General features: G+C 71.9%; 20 protein-coding genes. 12 read left to right on the forward strand and 8 right to left on the reverse strand.

The genetic code is table 11. The features are described from left to right. The 4 genes from LE548_RS26385 to LE548_RS26400 all read right to left on the reverse strand — a co-directional run. On the reverse strand, positions 1–1,818 hold a 1,818-nt coding region (locus LE548_RS26385; RefSeq protein ID WP_225099450.1), incomplete at its 3' end, for a multifunctional oxoglutarate decarboxylase/oxoglutarate dehydrogenase thiamine pyrophosphate-binding subunit/dihydrolipoyllysine-residue succinyltransferase subunit. Between the two features lie 313 nt (positions 1,819–2,131). Next, the gene (locus LE548_RS26390; RefSeq protein WP_225099451.1) at positions 2,132–3,256 is read right to left on the reverse strand and encodes a HAMP domain-containing sensor histidine kinase; all 1,125 of its coding nucleotides are present in this window, start codon (positions 3,254–3,256) and stop codon (positions 2,132–2,134) included. Next, positions 3,253–3,993 (reverse strand): response regulator transcription factor, encoded by a 741-nt coding sequence (locus LE548_RS26395; RefSeq protein ID WP_225099452.1) that lies wholly within the window; start codon positions 3,991–3,993, stop codon positions 3,253–3,255. Before LE548_RS26395 ends, LE548_RS26390 begins: the two co-directional genes overlap by 4 nt. 125 nt (positions 3,994–4,118) lie before the next feature. Then, positions 4,119–4,808, reverse strand: coding sequence for a spermidine synthase (locus LE548_RS26400; RefSeq protein WP_225099453.1), 690 nt, complete (start codon positions 4,806–4,808; stop codon positions 4,119–4,121). A 220-nt stretch (positions 4,809–5,028) separates the two neighbouring features. On the opposite strand from LE548_RS26400, the gene LE548_RS26405 reads away from it, so the two are divergent. The 6 genes from LE548_RS26405 to LE548_RS26430 all read left to right on the forward strand — a co-directional run bounded on the left by LE548_RS26405 (position 5,029) and on the right by LE548_RS26430 (position 11,334). Beyond that, positions 5,029–5,832: a rhomboid-like protein gene (locus LE548_RS26405; protein WP_225099454.1), complete on the forward strand. Its 804-nt coding sequence runs from the start codon at positions 5,029–5,031 to the stop codon at positions 5,830–5,832. 127 nt (positions 5,833–5,959) lie between these two features. After that, positions 5,960–8,386, forward strand: coding sequence for an endopeptidase La (lon, locus tag LE548_RS26410; RefSeq protein WP_225099455.1), 2,427 nt, complete (start codon positions 5,960–5,962; stop codon positions 8,384–8,386). Between the two features lie 124 nt (positions 8,387–8,510). Next, entirely contained in the window at positions 8,511–9,461 is a 951-nt protein-coding gene (locus LE548_RS26415) for a serine/threonine-protein kinase (protein WP_225099456.1), read from the forward strand. Positions 9,462–9,634: 173 nt separating this feature from the next. After that, a complete protein-coding gene (locus LE548_RS26420; protein ID WP_263636613.1) occupies positions 9,635–10,231 on the forward strand; it encodes a hypothetical protein in 597 nt (198 codons plus the stop codon). A 114-nt stretch (positions 10,232–10,345) separates the two neighbouring features. Continuing rightward, a complete protein-coding gene (locus tag LE548_RS26425) occupies positions 10,346–10,771 on the forward strand; it encodes a helix-turn-helix domain-containing protein (RefSeq protein WP_225099457.1) in 426 nt (141 codons plus the stop codon). Between the two features lie 50 nt (positions 10,772–10,821). Then, a complete protein-coding gene (locus LE548_RS26430; RefSeq protein WP_225099458.1) occupies positions 10,822–11,334 on the forward strand; it encodes a hypothetical protein in 513 nt (170 codons plus the stop codon). 22 nt (positions 11,335–11,356) lie between these two features. Here the strand turns inward: LE548_RS26430 and LE548_RS26435 are convergent, their stop codons facing one another. After that, positions 11,357–13,819 carry a SpoIIE family protein phosphatase gene (locus LE548_RS26435; protein WP_225099459.1) on the reverse strand — a complete coding sequence of 821 codons (2,463 nt, stop codon included), beginning with the start codon at positions 13,817–13,819 and terminating at the stop codon, positions 11,357–11,359. A gap of 128 nt (positions 13,820–13,947) precedes the next feature. Continuing rightward, positions 13,948–14,775: a lysozyme gene (locus LE548_RS26440; RefSeq protein WP_225099460.1), complete on the reverse strand. Its 828-nt coding sequence runs from the start codon at positions 14,773–14,775 to the stop codon at positions 13,948–13,950. A 248-nt stretch (positions 14,776–15,023) separates the two neighbouring features. On the opposite strand from LE548_RS26440, the gene LE548_RS26445 reads away from it, so the two are divergent. Further along, positions 15,024–15,515, forward strand: coding sequence for a MarR family winged helix-turn-helix transcriptional regulator (locus LE548_RS26445; protein WP_374116178.1), 492 nt, complete (start codon positions 15,024–15,026; stop codon positions 15,513–15,515). 68 nt (positions 15,516–15,583) lie between these two features. On the opposite strand, the gene LE548_RS26450 is transcribed toward LE548_RS26445, so the two are convergent. Next, a complete protein-coding gene (locus LE548_RS26450; protein ID WP_225099461.1) occupies positions 15,584–16,372 on the reverse strand; it encodes a protein phosphatase 2C domain-containing protein in 789 nt (262 codons plus the stop codon). 374 nt (positions 16,373–16,746) lie between these two features. On the opposite strand from LE548_RS26450, the gene LE548_RS26455 reads away from it, so the two are divergent. The 5 genes from LE548_RS26455 to LE548_RS26475 are packed head-to-tail and all read left to right on the forward strand — an operon-like array spanning position 16,747 to position 22,423. After that, complete coding sequence (locus LE548_RS26455; RefSeq protein WP_225099462.1) at positions 16,747–19,584, forward strand: nitrate- and nitrite sensing domain-containing protein; 2,838 nt, start codon at positions 16,747–16,749, stop codon at positions 19,582–19,584. After that, positions 19,581–20,078, forward strand: a complete 498-nt coding sequence (locus tag LE548_RS26460) for a roadblock/LC7 domain-containing protein (protein WP_225099463.1) — start codon at positions 19,581–19,583, stop codon at positions 20,076–20,078. Before LE548_RS26455 ends, LE548_RS26460 begins: the two co-directional genes overlap by 4 nt. Then, entirely contained in the window at positions 20,075–20,494 is a 420-nt protein-coding gene (locus LE548_RS26465) for a DUF742 domain-containing protein (protein ID WP_225099464.1), read from the forward strand. Before LE548_RS26460 ends, LE548_RS26465 begins: the two co-directional genes overlap by 4 nt. Continuing rightward, a complete protein-coding gene (locus LE548_RS26470; RefSeq protein ID WP_225099465.1) occupies positions 20,475–21,134 on the forward strand; it encodes an ATP/GTP-binding protein in 660 nt (219 codons plus the stop codon). Before LE548_RS26465 ends, LE548_RS26470 begins: the two co-directional genes overlap by 20 nt. Before the next feature lie 35 nt (positions 21,135–21,169). Beyond that, positions 21,170–22,423, forward strand: coding sequence for a styrene monooxygenase/indole monooxygenase family protein (locus LE548_RS26475; protein WP_225099466.1), 1,254 nt, complete (start codon positions 21,170–21,172; stop codon positions 22,421–22,423). Here the strand turns inward: LE548_RS26475 and LE548_RS26480 are convergent. After that, positions 22,396–23,445, reverse strand: coding sequence for an NlpC/P60 family protein (locus LE548_RS26480; protein ID WP_225099467.1), 1,050 nt, complete (start codon positions 23,443–23,445; stop codon positions 22,396–22,398). The two genes, LE548_RS26475 and LE548_RS26480, sit on opposite strands and share 28 nt — an antisense overlap. Between the last annotated feature and the right edge of the window lie 94 nt (positions 23,446–23,539).

Consider the following 23,539-nt stretch of genomic DNA (forward strand, 5'->3'; position numbering starts at 1 on the left):
GTTGGCCAGCACGTTCAGGCGGCCGCGGTGGGCCATGCCGATGACGACCTCGTCCAGACGGGACTCGGCCGCCGAGTCGATCACCGCGTCGAGCAGCGGGATGACGGACTCGCCGCCCTCCAGGGAGAAGCGCTTCTGGCCGACGTACTTCGTCTGCAGGAAGGTCTCGAAGGCCTCCGCCGCGTTCAGCCGGCGCAGGATGCGCAGCTGCTCCTCGCGCTCCGGCTTGGCGTGCCGGCGCTCGACGCGGTCCTGGATCCACTTGCGCTGCTTGGGGTCCTGGATGTGCATGAACTCGATGCCGGTGGTGCGGCAGTACGAGTCGCGCAGCACGCCGAGGATGTCGCGCAGCTTCATCAGGGACTTGCCGGCGAAGCCGCCGACCGCGAACTCGCGCTCCAGGTCCCACAGGGTGAGCCCGTGCTCGGTGATGTCGAGGTCGGGGTGCTTGCGCTGCTTGTACTCCAGCGGGTCGGTGTCGGCCATGACGTGGCCGCGGACCCGGTAGGAGTGGATCAGCTCGAAGACCCGGGCGGCCTTGGTGACGTCGTCGTCGTGGCTGGCGTCGATGTCCCGCAGCCAGCGGACCGGCTCGTACGGAATCCGCAGGGCCTCGAAGATGTCGTCGTAGAAGCCGTTCTCGCCGAGGAGCAGGTTGGCGACGGAGCGCAGGAACTCGCCGGAGGCGGCACCCTGGATCACCCGGTGGTCGTAGGTCGACGTGAGCGTCATGACCTTCGAGATGCCGAGCTTGTTCAGGGTGTCCTGGCTGGTGCCCTGGAACTCCGCCGGGTAGTCCATGGAGCCGACGCCCATGATGACCGACTGGCCGGGCATGAGGCGCGGGACCGAGTGGACGGTGCCGAGGCCGCCGGGGTTGGTCAGGGAGACCGTGACACCGGTGAAGTCGTCCATCGTCAGCTTGCCGTCACGGGCGCGGCGGACGATGTCCTCGTAGGCCTGCCAGAACTCGAAGAAGTTCAGCGTCTCGGCCTTCTTGATGGCGGCCACGACGAGCTGGCGGTCGCCGTTGGGCTTCACCAGGTCGATGGCCAGGCCGAGGTTGACGTGGGCCGGCTTGATGAGGGTCGGCTTGCCGTCCTTCTCGCCGAACGACCAGTTCATCGCCGGCATGGCCTTGATGGCCTGCACCATCGCGTACCCGATCAGGTGCGTGAAGGAGATCTTCCCGCCGCGGGCGCGCTTGAGGTGGTTGTTGATGACGATGCGGTTGTCGAACAGCAGCTTCACCGGGACCGCGCGGACCGAGGTGGCCGTCGGCAGCTCCAGCGAGGCGTTCATGTTCTTGGCGACCGCGGCGGCCGGGCCGCGCAGCGTGATCAGCTCCGGGCCCTCGGGGGCCGCGGCGGCCGGTGCGGCCTTGGCGGCCGGTGCGGCGGCCGGCTTCGGCTGAGCGGGCGCCTGTGCGGGCTGCGCCGGCTTGGCCGGGGCCGGAGCCGCGGCCTGGGCCGCGGGAGCCGGTGCCGGGGCGGGGGCCGCGGCGGGCTTCGGAGCGGCCGGAGCCGGCGCTGCGGCGGCCTGCGGGGCAGGGGCCGCGGGCTGGGCCTGCGGGGCCGTGGTGGTGGTCCCTGCGGCCCCCGCGGCCGCAGTACCCGCCGGAGCCGGGGTGGCAGGTGCACCCGGCTTGTAATCGGCGAAGAAGTCCCACCAGGCACGGTCTACCGAATTCGGGTCCTGGAGGTACTGCTGATAGATCTCGTCGACGAGCCACTCGTTCGGACCGAACGCGGCAGCGGGGTTCTTCCCGGCCTGGTCGTCGGTGGAGACGCTCGGGTTACTGGGGGACTGTGGCGACACGGCGGCAACCGCCCTCTTCCGCTTCACAAGGTGATGGACAGCGGGAATAAAGGCTACGCCTCTGCGGCCGGGAAGGTCAGGTCGAGCAAGGTCATCGTCGCGTAAGTCACATCGGAAATCTTGTTTCAGGGCTTGATATGGCGGGAAACAAGCGTGGTTCCGCATGCGGGAAGGTGTGTGAGGGTGCACCGGCCCGGGCCCGGCGCGCCTTCGTTCGACGGGTGGCGCGGCCTTGTCCCTGATCACACGTGTCCAGCTGCGCCTGTGCGGCGCCGAGCAGCATGGATCTTGTGCTTCCGGTTCGGACTGTACGTCAACCAGGGAGGGAAGTCAGTCCCGGAAGGGTGACGATGATCCGGCAGCCGCGATCGGATTCGGCCACACCGATCCGGCCGCCGTGCAGATCCACCGCCCAGCGGGCGATCGCCAGCCCGAGCCCCGTACCGCCGTCGCTGCCCGGACCGTGCGGCCGGGTCACCGCGCCCCGGTTGAAACGCTCGAAGACCCGGTGCCACTCCGAGCGCGGAATGCCCGGACCCTCGTCCAGGACCTCCAGCTCCAGCGACTCCGGCTGCGGCCCGCGCCGCGCCTTCACCGTGACCCGGCCGTGCGGCGGGCTGTGCTTGACCGCGTTGTCGATCAGGTTGGCCACGACCTGGTGGATCCGCTCGGGGTCCGCGTGCGCGGTCAGCTCCGGCGGGGAGACGTCCAGGTGGAGGTGGACGTCGGTACGGGTGTGACTGCCGGAGCCGGAGGCGATGCCCGCCCGCGCCGAGGCGACCATGTTGGCCTCCTTCAGCACGCCCGACAGATACGGCCACACCTCGAAGCGCCGCATCTTCAGCGGTACGACGCCGTTGTCCAGCCGGGACAGGTCCAGCAGGGTCTCCACCAGCCGGCCGAGGCGCTCGGTCTGCTTCAGGGCCGTGCGCATGGTCTCCTGGTCGGCCTCGGTGACCCCGTCGACGATGTTCTCCAGCACCGCGCGCAGCCCGGCGATGGGCGTGCGCAGCTCATGGGAGACGTTCGCGACCAGTTCCTTGCGCTGCCGGTCCTGCGCCTCCAGCTCGTCGGCCATGACGTTGATCGTCTCGGCCAGGTCGCCCAGCTCGTCCCGGCGGTTCTCGCGCACGCGGCGCGTGTAGTCGCCCTGCGAGATCGACCGCGCCACGGTGTTCATCTCGTCCAGCGGCATGGTCAGCGAGTGCGCCACGAACTGCGTGATCAGCAGCGTGGCGATCATCGAGAAGACCGTGATGAAGCGCAGCTCGGTCTTGGTCTGCACCGCGATCATCGACAGGCCGGTGGTGATCAGCACCGAGATGACGACCAGCGCACCCAGCTTGGTCTTGATCGAGAACGGGCGTACGCCGCCCCAGGGCTCCTCGCCGAGGGCCCCGGGGTTCCTCTGTGCGGCCTGGCGCCCGTCGCCGCTCACGGGGTCGGCGTCTCCAGGGCGTAGCCCACGCCGTGCACCGTACGGATCCGCTCGGCGCCGATCTTCCGGCGCAGCGCCTTGATGTGGCTGTCGACCGTACGGGTGCCGGAGGCGTCCGCCCAGTCCCACACCTCGGCCAGCAGCTGCTCCCGGGAGAGCACCGCGCGCGGGGTGTTCGCCAGGCAGACCAGCAGGTCGAACTCGGTGGGCGTCAGATGGACGTCCTCGGACTTCACCCGGACCCGGCGCTGCGCGTGGTCGATCTCCAGCTCGCCGAGGCGCAGGATGCCGGAGCGGGGCGTGGTGGCGGCGAGGGCCGCCCGCTCCACGCGGCGCAGCAGCACGTGCACGCGTGCCGCCAGCTCGCGCATCGAGAACGGCTTGGTCATGTAGTCGTCCGCGCCGACCCCGAGACCGACCAGCATGTCCGTCTCGTCGTCCCGCGCGGTCAGCATCAGCACCGGCACCGGCCGCTGCGCCTGCACCCGCCGGCAGACCTCAAGGCCGTCGAAACCCGGCAGCATGATGTCGAGGATCAGCAGGTCGGGCTGCCAGGCCTCGGCCGTGTCGACCGCGGCCGGTCCGTCCATCGCGGTCTGCACGAGAAATCCCTCGGCACGAAGCCGGGCCGCGATGGCATCGACGATCGTGGGGTCGTCCTCGACGACCAGCACCCGGCGCTGGGCGCCCGGGGTGCTCGTCGCCGCGCCGCTCTGGGAGGTGTGTGTCTGCTCCATCGCCCGCCCCTGCTTGTTGCTTTCCGGAATCAGTGGGGTGATCCCATGTCTGCGTCCGACGCATGGTTGATCCGTTGAATGATCCGCGTCAGGGCAGCACCCTACGGGGATCCACCGCGCTGTCGCTATCCAGGTCGGACCGCGAGGTGCACGGCGTCCGGAACGCCCCGGGCAACCGGCACCTCTTCGGTACGCACCTGTTGGAACCCGGCATTCCACAAGCTTCCTTCAAATTCCGGAGAGGGCCGGGCCGACCACACGGCCAGCACCCCGCCCGGTCTCAACACCCTTGCGCAGGAAGCGAGTCCGGCCGCGGTGTACAGGCTCCCGTTGCCGTCCGTGACGGTCCAGCCCGGCCCGTTGTCGATGTCCAGACACAGCGCGTCGAACGTGTCCGATGTCTCACGGACGTACGACACAAGGTCTTCACACACGACTTCGGTGCGCGGATCGCCGAGCGCCCCGGCCGACACCTCCCCGAGCGGCCCGTCCCGGTGCCAGTCGACCACGGCCCGCTCGCGCTCCACGACGGTGATCCGCCCCCAGCGCCGATCCGCGACGGCGTGTGCCAGCGAGAACCCGACGCCGAGGCCCCCGATCAGCACCGACGGGTCCGGCCGCCCGTCCAGCGCGGCCGCCGCGGCCTCGACCAGCAGCCGTTCCGAACGGCCGTCCGAGGTGTCCATCAGGAAGCACCCGTTGGCGATGATCTGGAGCAGCGCCCCGTGCCGGCGCAGCACCACCTCGCCGTACGGCCCGTCCCGCCGGTCGAGAACCACGGGGGAGTCGACGGAGATGTCGTGGGCGGCAGTCATGCTTCCATCTTGCTTGAACGAGCCTTGTCGTTCACGGGAATTGCGGGTGACGGGGTGCCGTTCCCGGTGCGAGGCACCCGTTCGTGCGACGCGCGGCCCCGGGATGCGGACGCCGTCGCAGCGTGAGAGGTTGCTGTGAATCGGCTCGCGCGTGGCGTCGGTCATAGACACGCGGCCCGCCGAGCCCCAATGGTGGGCGCAACGGAAGGAGCGCCACATCGTGGAACGGACCGCGACGGGCCCTGCGACGGCCGCGTCCCCGCCCCTGACGGGCACGCCCCTGTCCGACGGCACCGCCGCCGTCCCGGCCCCCGCGCTCGCCGCCCTGCTGGACGGCATGCCCCGCCAGCGCGGCACCACGCCCCAGGCGCCGGCTCCCGTCCCCGTCGAGGTCCGTCCGAACCCGCTCGCCGCACGGCTGTTGCGCCTGCTGCCCACTCCGTCCGGCACGCCCTTCACCTTCGCCTACGCGTCCGTCCTGGCCGTCACCTCCGTGATCGCGGCCGTGGCCGACCCCGGGCTGATGAACACGCTCTACCAGGACTCCAGCACGGACGTCGCCCACCTGGTGCAGTCGCCCGCGGTGGTGCTCCTGGCGAGCGGGCTGTGGATCGCGGGCGGGATCCTCTCGCCGTACTCGGCCGCCTTCGTGCTGGTGCTCACCGCGCTGGAACGGCGGATAGGCGGAGCACGGGCAATCTGTGTCTTCCTCGCCGGGCACGTCCTGGCCACGCTGGCGACGGAGATCCCGGTGGGCCTGGCCGTCCTGGCCGGCCACCTCCCGGAGACCTCCCTGCACCGCCTGGACTACGGCATCAGCTTCGGCGTCGCCGCCAGCACCGGCGCCCTGGCCGGCCTCCTCCAGCCCTGGCTCCGCTGGCCCCTCCTCACCGTGTTCGCCGGCCTCCTCCTGAACGACCTGGCCGAGTTCGTGGACCCGATGACGGACTGGGGCCATCTGATCGCTCTGACCATAGGGGTCATGGGCTGGCCCGTGGTGCGCCGTTGGGCGCAGCCGATCTGACCCCCGCTCACCTGCGAGAACCTCTCGGTCATCCCCTGATCGCTCACAGCGAACAAGCATGGGGAACACCAGCCCCTGCCCAGAGGTTGAGTCGGCATAGCTCAAGTTGACTGCCGAAAGGGAGATCATGGCTGCTGAGTCCACGGCGTTCACGCTCGTCCTGCCCGTGCTGCCGCTCGACGACGAGGTCGTGCTGCCCGGGATGGTGGTTCCGCTGGACCTGAGCGATGCCGAGGTGCGAGCCGCGGTGGAGGCCGCGCAGGCCGCTGCCCGGTCGGCGCCCGGGAAGCCCAAGGTGCTGCTGGTGCCGCGCGTCGACGGCACGTACGCCAAGACCGGTGTGCTCGGTACGGTCGAGCAGGTCGGCCGGCTGGCCGACGGTGACCCGGGGGCTCTGATCCGCGGCCGCGGCCGGGTGCGGATCGGCGCCGGTACGACCGGCCCCGGCGCCGCCCTGTGGGTCGAGGGCGCGAGCATCGACGAGACCGTGCCGGACCCGCTGCCGGGCCAGGTCGCGGACCTCGTCAAGGAGTACAAGGCCCTCGCCACCAACTGGCTCAAGAAGCGCGGCGCCTGGCAGGTCGTGGACCGGGTCCAGGCGATCGAGGACGTCTCGGCACTGGCCGACAACTCCGGCTACTCGCCGTTCCTCACCATCGAACAGAAGGTCGAACTGCTGGAGACCGCCGACCCGGTCGCCCGGCTCAAGCTCGCCACGCAGGCGCTCCGCGACCACCTCGCCGAGCAGGACGTGGCCGAGACCATCGCCAAGGACGTCCAGGAGGGCGTCGACAAGCAGCAGCGCGAGTTCCTGCTGCGCCGTCAGCTGGAGGCCGTCCGCAAGGAACTGCGCGAACTGAACGGCGATGCCGAGGACGCGGGCGAGGAGTCCGACGACTACCGCGCCCGGGTCGAGGCCGCCGACCTGCCGGAGAAGGTCCGCGAGGCCGCGCTCAAGGAGGTCGACAAGCTGGAGCGGTCCAGCGACCAGTCGCCCGAGGGATCGTGGATCCGTACCTGGCTGGACACGGTGCTGGAGATGCCGTGGAACGAGCGCACCGAGGACGCGTACGACATCCAGGGCGCCAAGGCGATCCTGGACGCCGAGCACGCGGGCCTGGAGGACGTGAAGGAGCGCATCACCGAGTACCTGGCGGTGCGCAAGCGGCGCGGTGAGCGCGGCCTCGGCGTCATCGGCGGCCGGCGCGGCGGTGCCGTACTGGCGCTCGTCGGCCCGCCCGGCGTCGGCAAGACCTCGCTCGGCGAGTCCGTCGCGCACGCGATGGGGCGGAAGTTCGTCCGCGTCGCCCTCGGCGGCGTCCGTGACGAGGCCGAGGTCCGCGGCCACCGGCGTACGTACGTCGGCGCGCTGCCCGGCCGGATCGTGCGCGCGATCAAGGAGGCCGGTTCCATGAACCCGGTCGTCCTGCTCGACGAGATCGACAAGGTGGGCTCCGACTTCCGCGGCGACCCGGCCGCGGCCCTGCTGGAGGTGCTGGACCCCGCGCAGAACCACACCTTCCGGGACCACTACCTGGAGGTCGAGCTCGACCTGTCGGACGTGGTCTTCCTCGCCACCGCCAACGTCCTGGAGGCCATCCCGGAGGCGCTCGCCGACCGGATGGAGATCGTCCGGCTCGACGGCTACACCGAGGACGAGAAGGTCGTCATCGCCCGGGACCACCTGCTCCCGCGCCAGCTGGAGCGGGCCGGCCTGAACACGGACGAGGTCACGATCGACGAGGGCGCGCTGCGCAAGCTCGCCGGCGAGTACACCCGGGAAGCGGGCGTGCGCACCCTGGAGCGCTCGATCGCCCGTCTGCTCCGCAAGGTCGCGGCCCAGCACGAACTCGGCGAGCGGGAGCTGCCGTTCACCGTCCGGGACGAGGATCTGCGCGGTCTCCTCGGCCGTCCGCACCACGTGCCCGAGTCCGCCCAGGACCCGGCCGAGCGCCGTACGTCCGTGCCCGGCGTGGCGACGGGCCTCGCGGTCACCGGAGCGGGCGGAGACGTCCTCTTCGTGGAGGCGTCCCTGGCCGACCCGGAGACGGGCGCGGCGGGGCTGACCCTCACCGGTCAGCTGGGTGACGTGATGAAGGAGTCGGCGCAGATCGCGCTGAGCTTCCTGCGCAGTCACGGTGCCGAACTGGAGCTGCCGGTGGCCGACTTGAAGGACCGGGGTGTGCACATCCACTTCCCGGCGGGCGCGGTCCCGAAGGACGGCCCGAGCGCGGGCATCACCATGACGACGGCCCTCGCGTCCCTCCTCTCCGGCCGGCTGGTCCGCACGGACGTGGCGATGACCGGCGAGGTCTCGCTGACCGGCCGCGTGCTGCCGATCGGCGGGGTGAAGCAGAAGCTGCTCGCCGCCCAGCGTGCCGGGGTGACCACCGTGATCATCCCCAAGCGCAATGAACCCGACCTGGACGACGTCCCGGCCGAGGTGCTGGACAAGCTCGACGTCCACACCGTGACCGACGTCCGCCAGGTCCTGGAGCTGGCGCTCGCGCCCGCCGAGAACGGCGCGACGCCGCAGATTCCGGTCGCGGCGTGACGGACGCAGCCGGATAGCCGGAGGCCCGGGTCCCGTGAGGGAGGCCCGGGCCTTCGCCATGCGCCCTTGTGTCCCGGTGCGGTCGCCATGCCCGCATACCGGCACAGGTCGATAGAATTCAGGCGTGAGTTGGCCCCCCAAGAGCCCCTCCGGCCTGATCGGGGCCGAGATCGCGGGCTACCGGGTGGAGCGCGAGCTCGGCCGCGGTGGCATGGCCGTCGTCTACCGGGCCAGGGACCTGCGGCTCGGCCGGACGGTCGCGCTCAAGCTGCTCGCGCCCGAGTACACGCGCAACGAGGCCTTCCGCCGCCGTTTCGAGCAGGAGTCGCGGGTGGCCGCGGCCATCGAGCACCCGCACATCGTCCCCGTCTTCGAGGCCGGCGAGGCCGACGGGATCCTCTACATCGCCATGTGCCTCGTCGCCGGTCTGGACCTGCGCGCCCTGATCGACCGGGAGAGCCGCCTGCCGGTGCCCGCCGCGCTGCGCATCACGGCCCAGCTGGCCTCCGCGCTGGACGCGGCCCACGCCCGCGACCTCGTGCACCGGGACGTCAAGCCCGCCAACGTGCTGGTCGCCAAGGGCATCGACAGCGAGCACCCCGAGCACGTCTATCTCACCGACTTCGGGCTGGCGAAGAAGTCGCTGTCGCTCACCGGGTTCACCACCGCCGGCGAGTTCGTCGGCACCCTCGACTACGTGGCCCCCGAGCGGATCGCCGGGCGCCCGGTGGACGGCCGCGCCGACCTGTACAGCCTGGCCTGCGTGGTCCACGAGATGCTCGCGGGTGCCCCGCCCTTCCAGCGGGCGGACCACCTCGACCTGCTCTGGGCCCACCAGTACGACCCACCGCCGACCCTCACCGAGGAACGCCCCGACATCCCGGCGCTCGCCGCCGACGTCGTGCGCAAGGCCCTGGCCAAGGCGCCGGACGACCGGCACGACAGCTGCCTGGAGTTCGTCACGGCCCTGCGCGCGGCCCTCGCCGGCACCGGCCCCAGGGGCCGTACGCCGACCGTGGTGGACCGCGTTCCGCCACCGGAGCCGCCGTCCTGGGCCCGGCCCTTCCTCGCCTGAGACCACAGGATCTGCGGCGCGTCAAGTCCCGAGTCCTCGGAACGTGACCCATCTCTCCCGCTCGGGCCTACTTGAGGTACGGCCTCACCGCACAGGAAATGCGGAGGCACGGAGAACGGAAATCCTCTCCGGATTCCTCTCCGGAATTCCTCGTATCGAATGGGAGAAAAATCATGACTCGTAAGGTCCACACCCACAGCGAAGTCCGTCCGAAGCGCCGGGGCATCCGGCTGGCCACGCTCGCGGCCTCGGCCGCCCTGGTCACCGGAGGCGTCCTCATCCCTGTGTCCAGCGCGATGGCCGCCCCGATGCCCGCCTCGACCGTGGCCTTCGTCCATGGCGGAGGCGCCGGTGGTGCCGGTGGTGCCGGCGGCGGCGGTCTGATCGGCGGCGGTGGCGGGTCCGGCGGCTCCGGTGGCGGCAGCGTCCTCGGCGTCGGCGGGGACGGCGGCGCCGGCGGCGCGGGCGGCAACGGCGTCCTCTCCGGCGGTGGCGGCGGTGGCGGCGGTGGCGGCGGCGAAGGCGTCATCGGCGGCAACGGCGGCGGCGGCGGGGCCGGCGGCTCCGGCATCCTCTCCGGCGGTGGCGGCGGCAGCGGCGGCAGCGGCGGCGACGGCACCCTCTTCGGCGGCAACGGCGGCGGCGGCGGAAAGGGCGGCGACAGCGTCTTCCAGGGCGGCGCCGGCGGTGCCGGTGGCGCGGGTGGCCTGGGCGGCCTTCTCGGCGGCGCCGGCGGTGGCGGCGGGGCAGGAGGGTTCAGCATCTTCTGACCGTCCACGTCCTCGGACCGTCCACGGGGTGGGGGCCGTCCGGCCTCCACCCCCACCCGGAATCCCCTCTCTCACTCACCTCATCTCACCTTCTGATCGGAAACGGAGCCCACGATGTCCACCAGCCTCTGGCAGCGGCCCATCCTTCTCGCGGCGGCCTCCCTGGCAGTCGTCACCGTCACCGCGTGCGGCGCCCAGGCAGCCACCCACCCGGCCTCGGCCCCCACGGGCATCTCGGCCCTGGCCCACCAGTCCGACCACTGCGGAGAGGGCGGCGCTGGCGGCAAGGGCGGCGCGCCCGGCCAGCCGGGCCAGCCGGGCCAACCCGGCAAGCCAGGCTGCCTCTCGGTGCAGGACCTGCCCGACAAACCGAAGTCGGAACTCACGGACCTGGACAAGGCACGGATCGCGCTGAGCGTGCTGACCGGCCGGGTGACCCAGGCCGACGCGGCCAAGAAGTACAAGATCTCGGAAAAGGAGATCAGTACGTGGGAACGCCAGATTCTGAGCGGCGACTGGCTCGGTCTTCTGGATTCCTAGTAACCCGAAGATAAATGCCCCGAAGAGAAATACGGAGAAAGAGAAATCCCATGCGCAGGTACTCCTGGAAGTTCGGTCTCGGTCTCGCGGTCTCGACCGTGGTGATCGCCGGAGGCGCGATGACCCCGGCCGCGATGGCCGACACCGGTTCCTTCGGCGGAGGAGCGGGCAGCGGCTCGTCCGGCCTCAGCAGCGTCCATGTCGGCAACGGCAGCGTCCGCGTCGGTGACGGCATCTGTGCGGGCAACTGCAACGGCACCGTCAACGGCACCGCCGGATCCGACGGCGGCATCTGCGCAGGGCTCTGCAACGGCAGTGCCAACGGCGGCAACGGCACCGACGGCGCCGCGGGCCAGGACGGCACCAAGGGCGGCAACGGCGGGCTCTGCGTCGGCGTCTGCTCGGGCAGCGTCAACGGCGGCGCCGGCGGGAACGGCGGCAACGCAGTGGGCACGGGCGACGGCGGCAACGGCGGGCAGGGCGGGAGCGGCGGGATCTGCCTCGGCGTCGGCTGCGAGACGAGCGGTCAGGGCGGCCGGGGCGGCAACGGCGGCAATGGCTGAGTCACGCGGTGGGCCCGCAGGATCACTCGGTGGCCGCCGAGAGCGACTGCTCCGCCCACACCGTCTTGCCGACCCGGTCGTGCCGGGTGCCCCAGCGGTCGGCGAGCTGGGCGACCAGCAGCAGGCCCCGGCCGCCCTCGTCGAAGATGCGGGCGCGCCGCATGTGCGGCGTGGTGCCGCTGGCGTCGTACACCTCGCAGATCAGGTTCGCGTCCTGGTGGATCAGCCGGAGCTGGATGGGCGGGCGGCCGTAGCGGATGGCGTTGGTGACCAGCTCGCTGACCATCAGCTCGGTGGTGAAGGCGGCCTCCTCAAGCCCCCACACGGACAGCTGCTCGTCGGTGAGACGGCGGGCATGGGCGACCACGGTCGGGTCGTCCGGCAGCTCCCAGGCGACGACCCGGTCCTCGTGCAGGGCCCGGGTACGGGCGACGAGCAGGGCGATGTCGTCGTCCGGGCGGTGGCTGAGCAGCGCGGTGAGCACGTGGTCGCAGACCGAGTCCAGGGACTTCGCGGGCCGGCCGAGCGCGGCGAACATCTTGTCCAGCGCCTCGTCGATGTCGTGCTCGCGCGCCTCGAACAGCCCGTCGGTGTACAGGGCGAGCAGACTGCCCTCGGCGAGATCGGTCTCGCAGGCCTCGAAGGGCAGCCCGCCGAGTCCGAGCGGCGGCCCCGCGGGTACGTCGACGAAGCGGACGGCGCCGTCCGGGGTGACCACGGCGGGCGGTGGATGCCCGGCGCGGGCCAGGGTGCACCGGCGGGAGACCGGGTCGTAGACGGCGTACAGACAGGTGGTGCCGATGCCGCCGGCGGTGTCCCCGGCCGGGTCCGCGCTGCTCTCGTCGGCGGCGAGGCGCAGGACGAGGTCGTCGAGGTGGGTGAGCAGTTCGTCGGGCGGCAGGTCGACGTCGGCGAGCGTGCGGACCGCGGTGCGCAGCCGGCCCATGGTCGCCGAGGCGCGGATGCCGTGCCCGACCACGTCGCCGACCACCAGGGCGACCCGGGCGCCGGACAACGGGATCACGTCGAACCAGTCACCGCCCACCCCGGCCCGGGTGGCGGCGGGCAGATAACGGGTGGCGATCTCCAGGGCCGCCTGGTCGGGCAGGGTGTGCGGGAGCAGGCTGCGCTGCAGAGCCATCGTGGTGGTACGGGCCCGGGCGTGGTCGCGGGCCTGGCGGATGCCGGCGGCCGCCCGGGCCGTGCACTCCTGGGCCTGGCGCAGATCCTCCCGCCCGAACGGCTCCCGGTCGTGCCGCCGGCCGAACAGGGCCACGCCGAGCGCACCGCCCGGGGCCGCCAGCGGCACGGCCAGCAATGAGCCCACCCCGGCCGCCCGCACCCAGGCCGCACCGGGATCCACCGCCACCCAGCCGGCGACAGCCGGGTCCGCGGTGTCGAACACCAACGGCCGGCCCTCCAGCAGACACCGGGCGGCCGGGGACTCCACCGGACAGCCGACGGTCTCCCCGACCCCGGCGCCGCCGGCGTACCGTCCGACGTCCGGTACGCCGCACATGGCGACACGCCGCAACAGCACCGCCTCGGCGCGCCGCACGCTCTGCTCGCCCTCTCCGACCCCTGTGGCCCCCTCACCCTCTTCGGCGCCTGAAGCCTCACGTGCCTCACGTGCCCCTTCCGCCACCACCCCCTCCGTCTCCTCGGCCGGCGTGTCCAGCAGGTCGAGCACCATGGCGTCGGCGAGCGCGGGGACCGTGGTCTCGGCGAGTTCCTGGGCGGCCCGGGTCTGGTCCGGGGGCCGGCCGGCGGGTGTGTCGGTCGGGGTGGTCCCGGAGTCCTGGGCGGTGGCCGGGCGGGCGGAGAGGCAGATGGCCCGTACCCGGCCGCCGGCGTCCTTCAGGGGGGTGAGCACGGTGCTGCGGCCCAGTTCCGGGCCGAGCCGCAGCGCGATCTCCTGCGGCCGGCCGGACTCCAGCGCGCGCCGCATCGACCGGTCGGCCTCCTCGCTCGCGGCGCCGGGCATGATGTGCGGCAGCCGCAGCCCGCGCACCGCGGCCTCGGGCAGGGTGAGGGCGCGCTCCATCCGGCGGTTGGCGCGCACCAGGCGCAGCCCGGTGTCGAAGATGGCCAGCGGGAACGGGGACTGCAGGAACGTCCACTCCTCCAGCGGCTCGCCCCGCGGCGGCTGCGCCCGGGCCGGTACGGCGCTCACCACGAGCCAGTCGGTGACCCCGGTCTGCGAGGTGCGGCGATGGACGAGCACGCCCAGTTCCAGGAGCCGGCCGTCCCGGTGGCGCAGCGGGACGACACCGTTCCAGCGCTCCCGCCCGGCCAGCACCCGGCGGGCCGCTCCGCCCTCGGCGCCGAGCAGCGCGGTGGCGGGTCGGCCGACGACGGCGGGGGAGTCGTAGCCGAGCAGCCGCCGGGCCCCATCGCTCCAGCTCGTGAGGATGCCCTGCTCATCGATGGTGGCCGTGGCCGTATAGGTCTCCTGCCGCTCCCGCTCCCGCTCCTGTCGCTCCATCGCCGCTCATCCCGCCCTTGCTCGGCAGCCTCTCCTGACCAGGATCGTCCGGGGCGACGCAGAGCACCAACGCAGCGCTGTACGGACAAAGTGACCCCCGCCCGCGGGCAGGGGCCACCGGTGAACCGTCAGCCGTTGGCCAGGGCCTGCACCCGGTCCAGTGCGCCGTTGAACTTGTCGTGGTCGCCGACGGTCGGGCCGGAGGAGGTGTACTGCCACATCGTGTAGTACGACCAGCCGGCCGGCAGCGTCCCCGGGTCCGAGGCGTAGCGGGCGATCCACAGCGGGTTGTTCGCCGCGAAGCCGCCGTAGTTCCCGGTGCAGTCGCTCCACCAGCTGGTGGCCGTGTAGATCACGGCGTCCCGGCCGGTCAGCGACTTGTAGGTGTTCAGGAAGTCCGCGATCCAGCTGACCATCCCGCTCGCCGACTTGCCGTAGCACTCGGCGCCGTACGGGTTCCACTCGATGTCGAGCGCGCCCGGCAGGGTCTTGCCGTCCTTGGACCAGCCGCCGCCGTGGCCGACGAAGTAGCTCGCCTGGGTGGCGCCGCTCGTGGTGTCCGGGGTGGCGAAGTGATAGGCGCCGCGGATCATGCCGATGTTGTACGAGCCGTTGTACTGCTGGGCGAAGTACGGGTTCGTGTAGTACGTGCCTTCCGTGGCCTTGGTGTACGCCCAGCGCACCCCGCTGTTCCACAGGGTCGACCAGGCGACGTTGCCCTGGTAGCCGGCGACGTCCACGCCCTCGGTCTGGGTGACGGCGGTCGGGGCGGGGGTGCCGTGCCGGCCGTCGTGGGCGAGGACGCCCATGCCCATGTAGGCGGAACCTCGGCCGGGTGTCGTGGCTGCCTGGGCGGAGCTGAGGGGAAGGCTGAAGGAGAGGGCCGCGAGCAGCGCCGTGAGGAGGACGGCGACGGTGTGGGGGATGCGGACGGAGCCGGGTCTGTGCACGGGCATGACGTGCCTCCGGGGAGAGTGAGGTGGGGAGCAACAAACCTGTGGGCCAGAACCTGTGGGGGGTCGCGTCCACTGATGTGGGCATGCCATTCATTGCCTGATAAAGAAGCTACGCACGTAGATGACGGCGTGGGAAGGGGGTCCGGGCGCCGCCGTTGGTCTACGCCTGCGAAATACTTACGGAGCTGCGGCAATGACGGCCTTTGGCAGAAACTTTCAGATTCGCGAAACCGAGCAGGGGTGCTGACGTGCACGAGCACGGAAACGACGGCGCACACCGCGCCGCCGGGAAGATGACGCCCAGTGGTGCAGACCAGGAATTCCTGGCGCTGGAGCGGGAGTTGACCGTGCTCCTGCGGCGCGCCCGGGCCAACCAGGGCGAGATGGCCCGCGAGGTCCATCCCGACCTGGAGTCCTCCGCGTACGGCCTGCTCATCCGGCTGGACGAGCTGGGCGGGCAGCGGGCCACGGAGCTCGCCGCCTACATCGGCGTCGGCAAGGCCACCATGTCCCGCCAGCTGCGTGCCCTGGAGGAGCTGGGCCTGATCGCCCGCGAACCCGACCCCGCCGACGGCCGTGCCTGGCTCGTCACCCTCACCGACGAGGGCCGCGGCCGGGTCGGCAAGGTCCGCGAGGCCCGCCGCGCCCGCTACGTCAGCCAGCTCGCCCACTGGGACCGCCGCGAGGTCGCGGAACTGGCCCGGCTGCTGCACCAGTTGAACGGCGTCATGGAGAAGTAGGCACCCCCGAGGCACCTCCGAGGCACCTCCGAGGCGCAACCCCCGAGGCACCCCCGAGCGGCGGGCGGCTACAGCTCCACGTACACCACCGTCGCGTCGTCGTGCGTCTTGCTGCGCCGCAGGAACGCCCGCTGCTCGCTGTCCGCCGCCTCCAGCTCCCGCACCCGGTCCAGCAGCGAGCGGGCGCCCTCCTTCTCGACGATGTCGAACAGGGCCGTCCAGTCGCCCTCACGGAACTTCTCCGTCCAGCGGGTCGCCCCGTCCGTCAGCGCTGCCAGGGCGCGGACCTCGCCGCGCGGCACGGTGCCGGTGACCGCGCGGGCGGCCACCGCGGGGTCGGCGGCCGCCGTGAAGAAGCCGCCCTCCTTGTTGCGCAGGTTCGCGTCCACCAGGGCGTCGGTGGCGAGCGCGGAGCGCGGGAGCCGGGCCAGACGGTCGTCCAGGACCGGGGTGACCGTGCCGCCGGGGGCCTTCAGGAGCAGCGCGGAGTCGGACAGCACCAGGTACTCGACCGTGTCGGCGGCCCAGCGGGCCAGGGCCACGGTTGCCTGCGGGGTGCGCGGGTGAGAAAGGTCACAGGTGTCCGCGTGGGCTTCGGCGGTCCGGGCGAGGGCCCGTGAGAGAACCTCCGGGAGCGTCAGATCTCGTCTCGAAACGGTCAGTTCGGTCAGTGCGCCGCCGAGCCGTGCGGTGAACCAGGGGACGGAATGCAGACACCCCGTCTCACCCTGCGGCGGTGTCACCCCGTCCAGGACGATCACGCAACCGCCCTGTCCGGAAGCGGGTAGTCCGACACCGGCGAAGTCCTCGTTGGGGCGGTTGGCGTCGCCGGGGTCCGAAACGAGATCAGATCGCATTCAGCCAGTCTGCACGAGGTCTTCACAGCTTTCGCCAAAGGCTGGCAAGCGCCCTCGAATTGATACGACCTCGCAGGTCAGGCGCCTGCTTTGGGGGAGAATCCGCCATTCCGGGCGGGCGGCAGTGGCGAATACTGTCAAAGCATGCCGCGTGCGTCCAACCGGCGTGCCGCACAACAGGCGTGCACACGCCACTGGAACTTGCCCGCCAACTCCCCTCCGATGTTCACTCCTTCGGGTGGCGGGGTCAGGTGATGCACGACCACCACCCACCGGCGCTGGGAGGGTCGGGAACCGTACGAACCGGGTGTACGCACCACTTGGCACCGAGCTGACGGGGTGCCACCCGGGCCCCTGGGTAGACGAGTTCAGGAATGCGAGCACCGGTGCAGAAAAAGCGGCCTCGGCGCACAGGCAGGCAGACGGACCCCGTGGGGACCGCCCAGCAGACCCCCGTGGGCACCGGCCGTCCCACCCATGTGCGCACCCGGTTGATCGTCGCCGTCGCCGTGGTGGCCGCCGCCATCGCCGGTGCCGGGGCGCCTTCCCTGCTCACCGCATCCGGAAACGTCAGCGACTCCCAGGACCTGGTGACGCTGGCCGGCCGCACCCAGGACGCGCTCGCCCTCGCCCACTCGCTGGCCGATGAGCGCGACGAGGTCACCTCCTACATCGCGGCCGGACGCCCCAAGGCGAAGGCTCCCTCCGAGGACCGCAGCGTCCGCGTCGACCACCAGGTGGACGACCTGCGCGCCGACGCCGACACCCCGGCGAGCCTGCGCAGCGCACTCGACGGTATCGACGCCGTCCGCCAGGCCGCGCTCACCGGCCGGAGCACGGCCCTCCAGGCCCACCAGGCGTACTCGGCGACGATCACCGCCCTGCACCGGCTCGCCGAGCAGCTGGCCGAGCAGTCGCCCCCGCGGGCCGGCTCCGGCGCCCACGCGCTCGCCGAACTGGACACCGCCGTCCAGCAGTCGGCCGCCGCCCGCGGCCTGCTGCTGGCCGCGCTGAACGTGCCGGCCACCACCCGGACCGTCATCAACCCGGTCACCGGCCTGCCCACCACGATCTCCACCGTGACCGAGGCCGACCGCAAACAGCGCGACGCGCTCAGCGCCGCCGCCCAGCAGGCCCGGCTGCGCTCCGACGCGGCCCTCGCCGGCTTCCGCGAGACCGCCCCGCAGTCCGCCGTCGACTCCTACGACTCCACGGTCACCGGCTCCGACGTCAACTCGGCCGAGAAGTACCTGGCCGCCCTCACCGCCCAGCCCACCCTCACCGACAGCCAGCTCACCACCAGCACCAAGAAGCTGGACGCGGCCCTCTCCGCCCGGGTCGACCTGATGACCGGCGCGGAATCGGCCCTCTACGACCACCGCACCAAGGACCTGGCGAAGCTCCGGGACGACGACGTCACGGCGCTGGAGATCCGCATCGCCGTCCTCGGCGCGCTGATGCTGGTGGCGGTCGGCATCGCGACGGCCATGGCCCGTACGCTGACCCGCCCCCTGTCCGTCCTGCGCCGCGGCTCGGCCCGCCTGGCGGAGCCCGGGGACCCGGCGGCCCGGGAGCCGATCGCCTTCACCGGCCGCAACGACGAGTTCGCCCAGGTGGTCCGCTCGGTCAACGCCCTGCACGCGCACGCGGTGGCCCTGCGCGAGCAGACCGCCGCCGCCCATGAGCGGGTCGCCACACTGGAGACCGACCGCAAGCATCTGGTCGGCCAGCGCCAGAAGATGGCTGACGCCCGCGAGGCGCTCCGCACCGAACTGGCGGATTCCGCAGCCCAGTTGGAGCGGCTGCGCACCAGCATCAGCGGCACGTTCGTCAACCTGGCGCTGCGCACGCTGGGCCTGGTCGAGCGGCAACTGGCCGTCATCGAGGGCCTGGAGGAGCGCGAGCAGGACCCCGACCGGCTGGCCACCCTCTTCAAGCTCGACCACTTCGCCACGGTCATGCGCCGGCACAGCGAGAACCTCCTGGTCCTCGCCGGCACCGAGCATGTGCAGCAGCACCACGGCCCGGTCCCGCTGGTCGACGTCGTCCGCGCGGCGGTCAGCGAGATCGAGCGCTACGAACGCGTCCGCATCGCCTCCCTCCCGCCGCACGCCCACGTGGCCGGCTTCGCAGCCGACGACCTCTCCCACCTCCTGGCCGAGCTGATGGAGAACGCCACGTCGTTCTCCCCGCCGGACGTCCCGGTGGAGGTCTCCGGCTGGCTCCTGGAGAGCGGCGAAGTGATGCTCTCGGTCCAGGACGAGGGCATCGGCATGGCGACGGACCGCCTCGGCGTCCTCAACGGCCGCCTGGCCGACTTCGACCCCGAGTCCCACTACGACAACGAGGGCGAGACCGGTCTCGGCCTCGGCCTCTACGTCGTCGCCCGCCTCGCCCACCGCCACGGCGTGCGCGTGCAGCTGCGCGAGCAGAAGCAGGGCGGCATCGCGGCGGTGGTGGTCCTCCCCGCCACCCTCCTCACCGAGGCCCCGCCGATCGCGCTGCCCCCGCAGACCACGTCCATGAGCAGCACCGGCACGCTCTCCCTCCCGGGCGCCGACGCCGAGGTCAACTCCAACATCCTGCACGGCCGCACGAAGGGCACCGACCCACTGGTGGCCCTGGCGGAAGAGGCGGTACGGGCGGAAGCGGCGGCCACCGGCACCGACCCGGAGGCAGCCCGGTCCGCCACCGGCACCCCGGCCGCGGAGCCCGCTGCCGTAGGCGATCCCGTCGCCGTGCACGAGCAGGCCGCCCCGGCCGTCACCGAGCACACGGAGACCCGCCCGAAGGCCCCGGCGGAGACCTACGCCGAGACGACCATGGAGCTCCTGCTCCCGGACCTGACACAGGACCCTCCGCCCGCCGAAACGCCCGCAGCGCCCACCGCAACGGCAACGACAGCGCTTCCGCCGTCGCCCACGGACCCGGCGGCCGCCGACGGAGGGGACGCCGTACGGGCTGAGGCTCCGCAGGAACCCGCCGAGGCGGAGCGGCTCACGGCCAAGGGCCTCCCCAAGCGCACACCCAGGATCACCGCACCGGCCCAGGCCCCGCGCCAGCGGACCGGCTCTGTCGACGCGGAAGCGCTCCGCCGCAGGCTGGGCGGCTTCCGCAGCGGCGCCCAGGCCGGCTACCGCGCCGTAGCGGAGGAGATCGCAGAACGTACGGAAGACACCACGGGGGGCACTGTCGAGGAGGCAAGCAGTTGACCGCGCCCAGCACCTTCGGACTGAGCAGTGAGGCCCGCAACCTGCACTGGCTGTTGACCAACCTGGTGGAGGAAGTACCCGGCATCCAGTCCGTCGCCGTAGTGTCCTCGGACGGCCTGCTGCTGCTCTCGTCCGACCCCGCCCGCACCGCCGCATCCCGGGAGAAGCGCCCGGCGAAGGGCCCGAAGGGCTCCGCCGCCGACCTCGCCACCATCGTCTCCGGCATCGGCAGCCTGACCGTCGGCGCGGCCAAGCTGATGGAGTTCGGCGGGGTCAGGCACACGATGGTCGCCATGGAGGAGGGCAGCCTGTTCGTGATGTCCATCAGCGACGGCTCCCTGCTCGGCGTGCACGGCTCCGCCGAGTGCGACATGAGCGTGGTGGCGTACCACATGGCCCTGTTCGTCGGTCGCGCCGGTCACGTGCTGACCCCCGAACTCCGCAGCGAGCTGCGAAAATCCCTGGAAGCCGAGTCGACGGGGAGCACCCGATGAGCGGCACGCAGAAGAAACTCCCCATACGCGGCGGCGACCGCAAACCCGCCCGCGTCCGCCCCTACTCGCTCACCGGCGGCCGCACCCGCTTCGGCCACGTCCTCCTCGTGGAGACGTTCGTGGCCAGCACAGCGGCTCTCGACGCCCCCGAGGAGCGCAAGGAACTGACGAACGGCTCCCTCACCACCCGGGTCATGCCGGAGATGCGGGCCATCGTCGAACTGTGCCGCCGTATGCGCACGGTGGCCGAGATCGCCGCGCTGCTGAAGATGCCGCTCGGCGTGGTCCGCGTGCTCCTGAGCGACCTCGCGGACCAGGGAAAGATCCGTGTGTACGGCACCGGAACGGGTCACGGCACCGGCCGCCCGGACCGCGCTCTGCTGGAAAGGGTGCTGAGTGGACTCCGTCGTCTCTGACGCCGCCGCCTCCGCCTTCGGAGGCACCCCCCTCGTCGCCGGTTTCGCCGAGCCCGACGAGGACCTGAGGTCCTGGCAGACGGACCGTACGAGGGCCCCCATCGCGACGAAGATAGTCGTGGCGGGCGGCTTCGGCGTCGGCAAGACCACCCTGGTCACCGCCGTCTCGGAGATCACGCCTCTGCAGACCGAGGCGCTGATGACCGAGGCGAGCGAGGAGACCGACGACCTCTCCGCCACGCCGGGCAAGCTCACCACGACCGTGGCCATGGACTTCGGCCGCATCACGCTCGACGACGACCTGGTGCTCTACCTGTTCGGCACGCCGGGCCAGCAGCGGTTCTGGTTCATGTGGGACGACCTGGTGCGCGGCGCGATCGGCGCCGTCGTCATGGCCGACACCCGCCGCCTGAAGGACTGTTTCCCCGCGCTGGACTACTTCGAGAGCTGCGGACTGCCGTACGTCGTCGCCGTCAACCACTTCGACGACAGCGAGCTGTTCGAGCCGGAGGACGTACGGGAGGCGCTGACCATACCCGCGCACATCCCTGTCATGATCATGGATGCGCGACGGCGGATTTCGGCCATCGAGACATTGCTGGCCCTGGTCGGCCACGCGCTGGACGAAACCCCCGAGTAGTCCCCGAGCAGTACCCGTTAGGAGTCCTCACCCGCATGCGGAAGATACTCGTCGTCGGAGCCGGCCAGTCCGGACTCCAGCTCGCCCTCGGCCTCCAGTCGCACGGCTACGAGGTCACCCTGATGTCGAACCGGACCGCGGACGAGATCCGCACCGGCCGGGTCATGTCGACGCAGTGCATGTTCGACACGGCATTGCAGCACGAGCGCGATCTCCAGCTGAACTTCTGGGAGTCCCAGGCCCCGAAGATCGAAGGACTCGGCGTCTCCGTCGCCGCCCCCGGCTCGCACGACCCGGGCCCCACCCAGCGGGCCATCGACTGGGTGGGCAGGCTCGACGGGTACGCGCAGTCCGTCGACCAGCGGGTGAAGATGGCCGGCTGGATGGAGACCTTCGCACAGCGCGGCGGCCAGCTGGTCATCCACGGCGCGGCGGTCGGCGACCTCGACTACTTCTCCCGCGCCTACGACCTCGTCCTGGTCTCGGCCGGCAAGGGCGAGCTGGTCCAGATGTTCGGCCGCGACGCCTCCCGCTCCCCGTACAGCGAGCCGCAGCGCGCGCTGGCGGTGGCGTACGTCCACGGGCTGGGCCCGCGCCCGGAGCACCCGGAGTACGACGCGGTCCGCTGCAACCTCGTCCCGGGCGTGGGCGAGCTGTTCGTCATGCCGACGCTCACCACCTCCGGCCGCGCGGACATCCTGTTCTGGGAGGGCATACCCGGCGGCCCGCTCGACGTCTTCAACGGCGTCAAGGACCCGGCCGAGCATCTCTCCCTGACCCTGGAACTCATGGAGAAGTTCACGCCCTGGGAGTACGCGCGGGCGACGAAGGTCGAGCTGACGGACGCGGGCGGCACGCTGGCGGGCCGCTACGCCCCGACGGTCCGCAACCCCATCGGCCGGCTGCCGGGCGGCGGCCTGGTCCTCGGCGTGGCGGATGTCGTCGTCGCCAACGACCCGATCACCGGCCAGGGCTCCAACTCGGCGTCCAAGTGCGCCGCCGCGTACCTCGCCGCCATCCTCGAACACGGGGACAAGGAGTTCGACGAGGCCTGGATGCAGGCGGCCTTCGACCGCTACTGGAACACCGCCCAGCACGTCACCAAGTGGACCAACGCGATGCTGGCGCCCCCGCCGGAGCACATCCTGAACCTCATCGGCGCGGCCGGGCAGCTTCAGCCGGTGGCGGACCGCTTCGCCAACGCCTTCAACGACCCGGCGGACTTCGAGAACTTCTTCTACGAGCCGGAGAAGACGCAGGCCTACCTGGCCTCGGTGGCGGGAGCCTGATCCGGACGTACGGCACCGAGCACCGGGTACGACGCCAGGGGTGACACCTGGACGGCCGCGCCCGGTCTCGGCGCCTGCACGACCTTGCCGTCCCCGACGTACATCGCCACGTGCGTCGCGTCGGGGAAGTACACCACCAGGTCACCCGGGCGCAGCTCGCTCAGCGGGATCCGCTTCAGCCGCTGCCACTGCTCCTGACTCGTGCGCGGAATGGGCGTGCCCGCCCGGGACCAGGCCTGGGTGGTGAGGCCCGAGCAGTCGTAGGCGTCGGGGCCTGCCGCCCCCCACGCGTAGGGCTTGCCGATCTGGTCCATGGCCCAGCGGACCGCGCGCTCCCCGGCCGGGGAGGCGGCGCGGGCCGTGGGCAGGGCGCCCGCGGTGGCGAGCTTCTGCTGGGCCGCGGTGACGCTCTGCCGTTCCAGCGTGGCGATCGCCGCCAGCTGGGCCGGGCTGAGGCCGGCCAGCAGGCGTTCCACGCCGGCGAGCTTGCCCTGGACGTCGTCGTGCTGTTTCTTCTGCTGGCCGGTGAGTGTGAGCTGGGTGTCCAGGGCCTGGCGGGCGGCCCGGGCCAGGGCGTCCCTGCCCTTCTCCGTGGCGGTCAGCCGGGTCACCGTCCGGGCCCGTTCGCGCGCCAGCTCGCCGATGACGTGGCCCGCGTCCAGCGCGTGCTCCGGATCGGGGGCGAGCAGCAGCCGGACGTACGGCCCGAGGCCGCTGCTGCTCTGGTACTGCTGGCGGGCCAGTCGGCCGGCGTCGGCCCGGCTGTCCTGGAGGGCGAGCCGGGCGCGGGCCAGTTCGCCGTCGAGCCGGGACACCTCGGCGCGCTGCCGCGTCAGCTTCTCCGCGGTCGCGTTGTAGGTCTCCGTGGCCTGCTCGGTCTGGTGGTACAGCTGCTGAAGGTCCGTCAGCAGCTGGGCGACGGACCGCTGCGGGTCCGGTACGGCCGCGGCGGGTGCGGGCACGAGGACGGCCTGGGCCGCCACCGCCGTCGTACAGGCCAGGCGCAGAAGCATTCCTGACACGTCATCACCTCGGTGCGGAGAGGGGGCCCGACGGGCGGGCTGTTCGCCTCCTATCGCACCGCGATAATCGGATCATCCGTGTGGGGCGCGCGCT

The sequence above is a fragment of the Streptomyces sp. CoH27 genome (assembly GCF_020181035.1).
GTDB lineage: Bacteria > Actinomycetota > Actinomycetes > Streptomycetales > Streptomycetaceae > Streptomyces > Streptomyces camelliae.

What these genes read in the sequence shown, in the direction of transcription:
- LE548_RS26465 (WP_225099464.1), top strand. Translation starts at nt 20,075, where the DNA reads ATGAGCGGCACGCAGAAGAAACTCCCCATACGCGGCGGCGACCGCAAA.
- lon (WP_225099455.1), top strand. Translation starts at nt 5,960, where the DNA reads ATGGCTGCTGAGTCCACGGCGTTCACGCTCGTCCTGCCCGTGCTGCCG.
- LE548_RS26420 (WP_263636613.1), top strand. Translation starts at nt 9,635, where the DNA reads ATGACTCGTAAGGTCCACACCCACAGCGAAGTCCGTCCGAAGCGCCGG.
- LE548_RS26455 (WP_225099462.1), top strand. Translation starts at nt 16,747, where the DNA reads ATGCGAGCACCGGTGCAGAAAAAGCGGCCTCGGCGCACAGGCAGGCAG.
- LE548_RS26400 (WP_225099453.1), bottom strand. Translation starts at nt 4,808, where the DNA reads ATGACTGCCGCCCACGACATCTCCGTCGACTCCCCCGTGGTTCTCGAC.
- LE548_RS26430 (WP_225099458.1), top strand. Translation starts at nt 10,822, where the DNA reads ATGCGCAGGTACTCCTGGAAGTTCGGTCTCGGTCTCGCGGTCTCGACC.
- LE548_RS26450 (WP_225099461.1), bottom strand. Translation starts at nt 16,372, where the DNA reads ATGCGATCTGATCTCGTTTCGGACCCCGGCGACGCCAACCGCCCCAAC.
- LE548_RS26440 (WP_225099460.1), bottom strand. Translation starts at nt 14,775, where the DNA reads ATGCCCGTGCACAGACCCGGCTCCGTCCGCATCCCCCACACCGTCGCC.
- LE548_RS26435 (WP_225099459.1), bottom strand. Translation starts at nt 13,819, where the DNA reads ATGGAGCGACAGGAGCGGGAGCGGGAGCGGCAGGAGACCTATACGGCC.
- LE548_RS26425 (WP_225099457.1), top strand. Translation starts at nt 10,346, where the DNA reads ATGTCCACCAGCCTCTGGCAGCGGCCCATCCTTCTCGCGGCGGCCTCC.
- LE548_RS26475 (WP_225099466.1), top strand. Translation starts at nt 21,170, where the DNA reads ATGCGGAAGATACTCGTCGTCGGAGCCGGCCAGTCCGGACTCCAGCTC.
- LE548_RS26395 (WP_225099452.1), bottom strand. Translation starts at nt 3,993, where the DNA reads ATGGAGCAGACACACACCTCCCAGAGCGGCGCGGCGACGAGCACCCCG.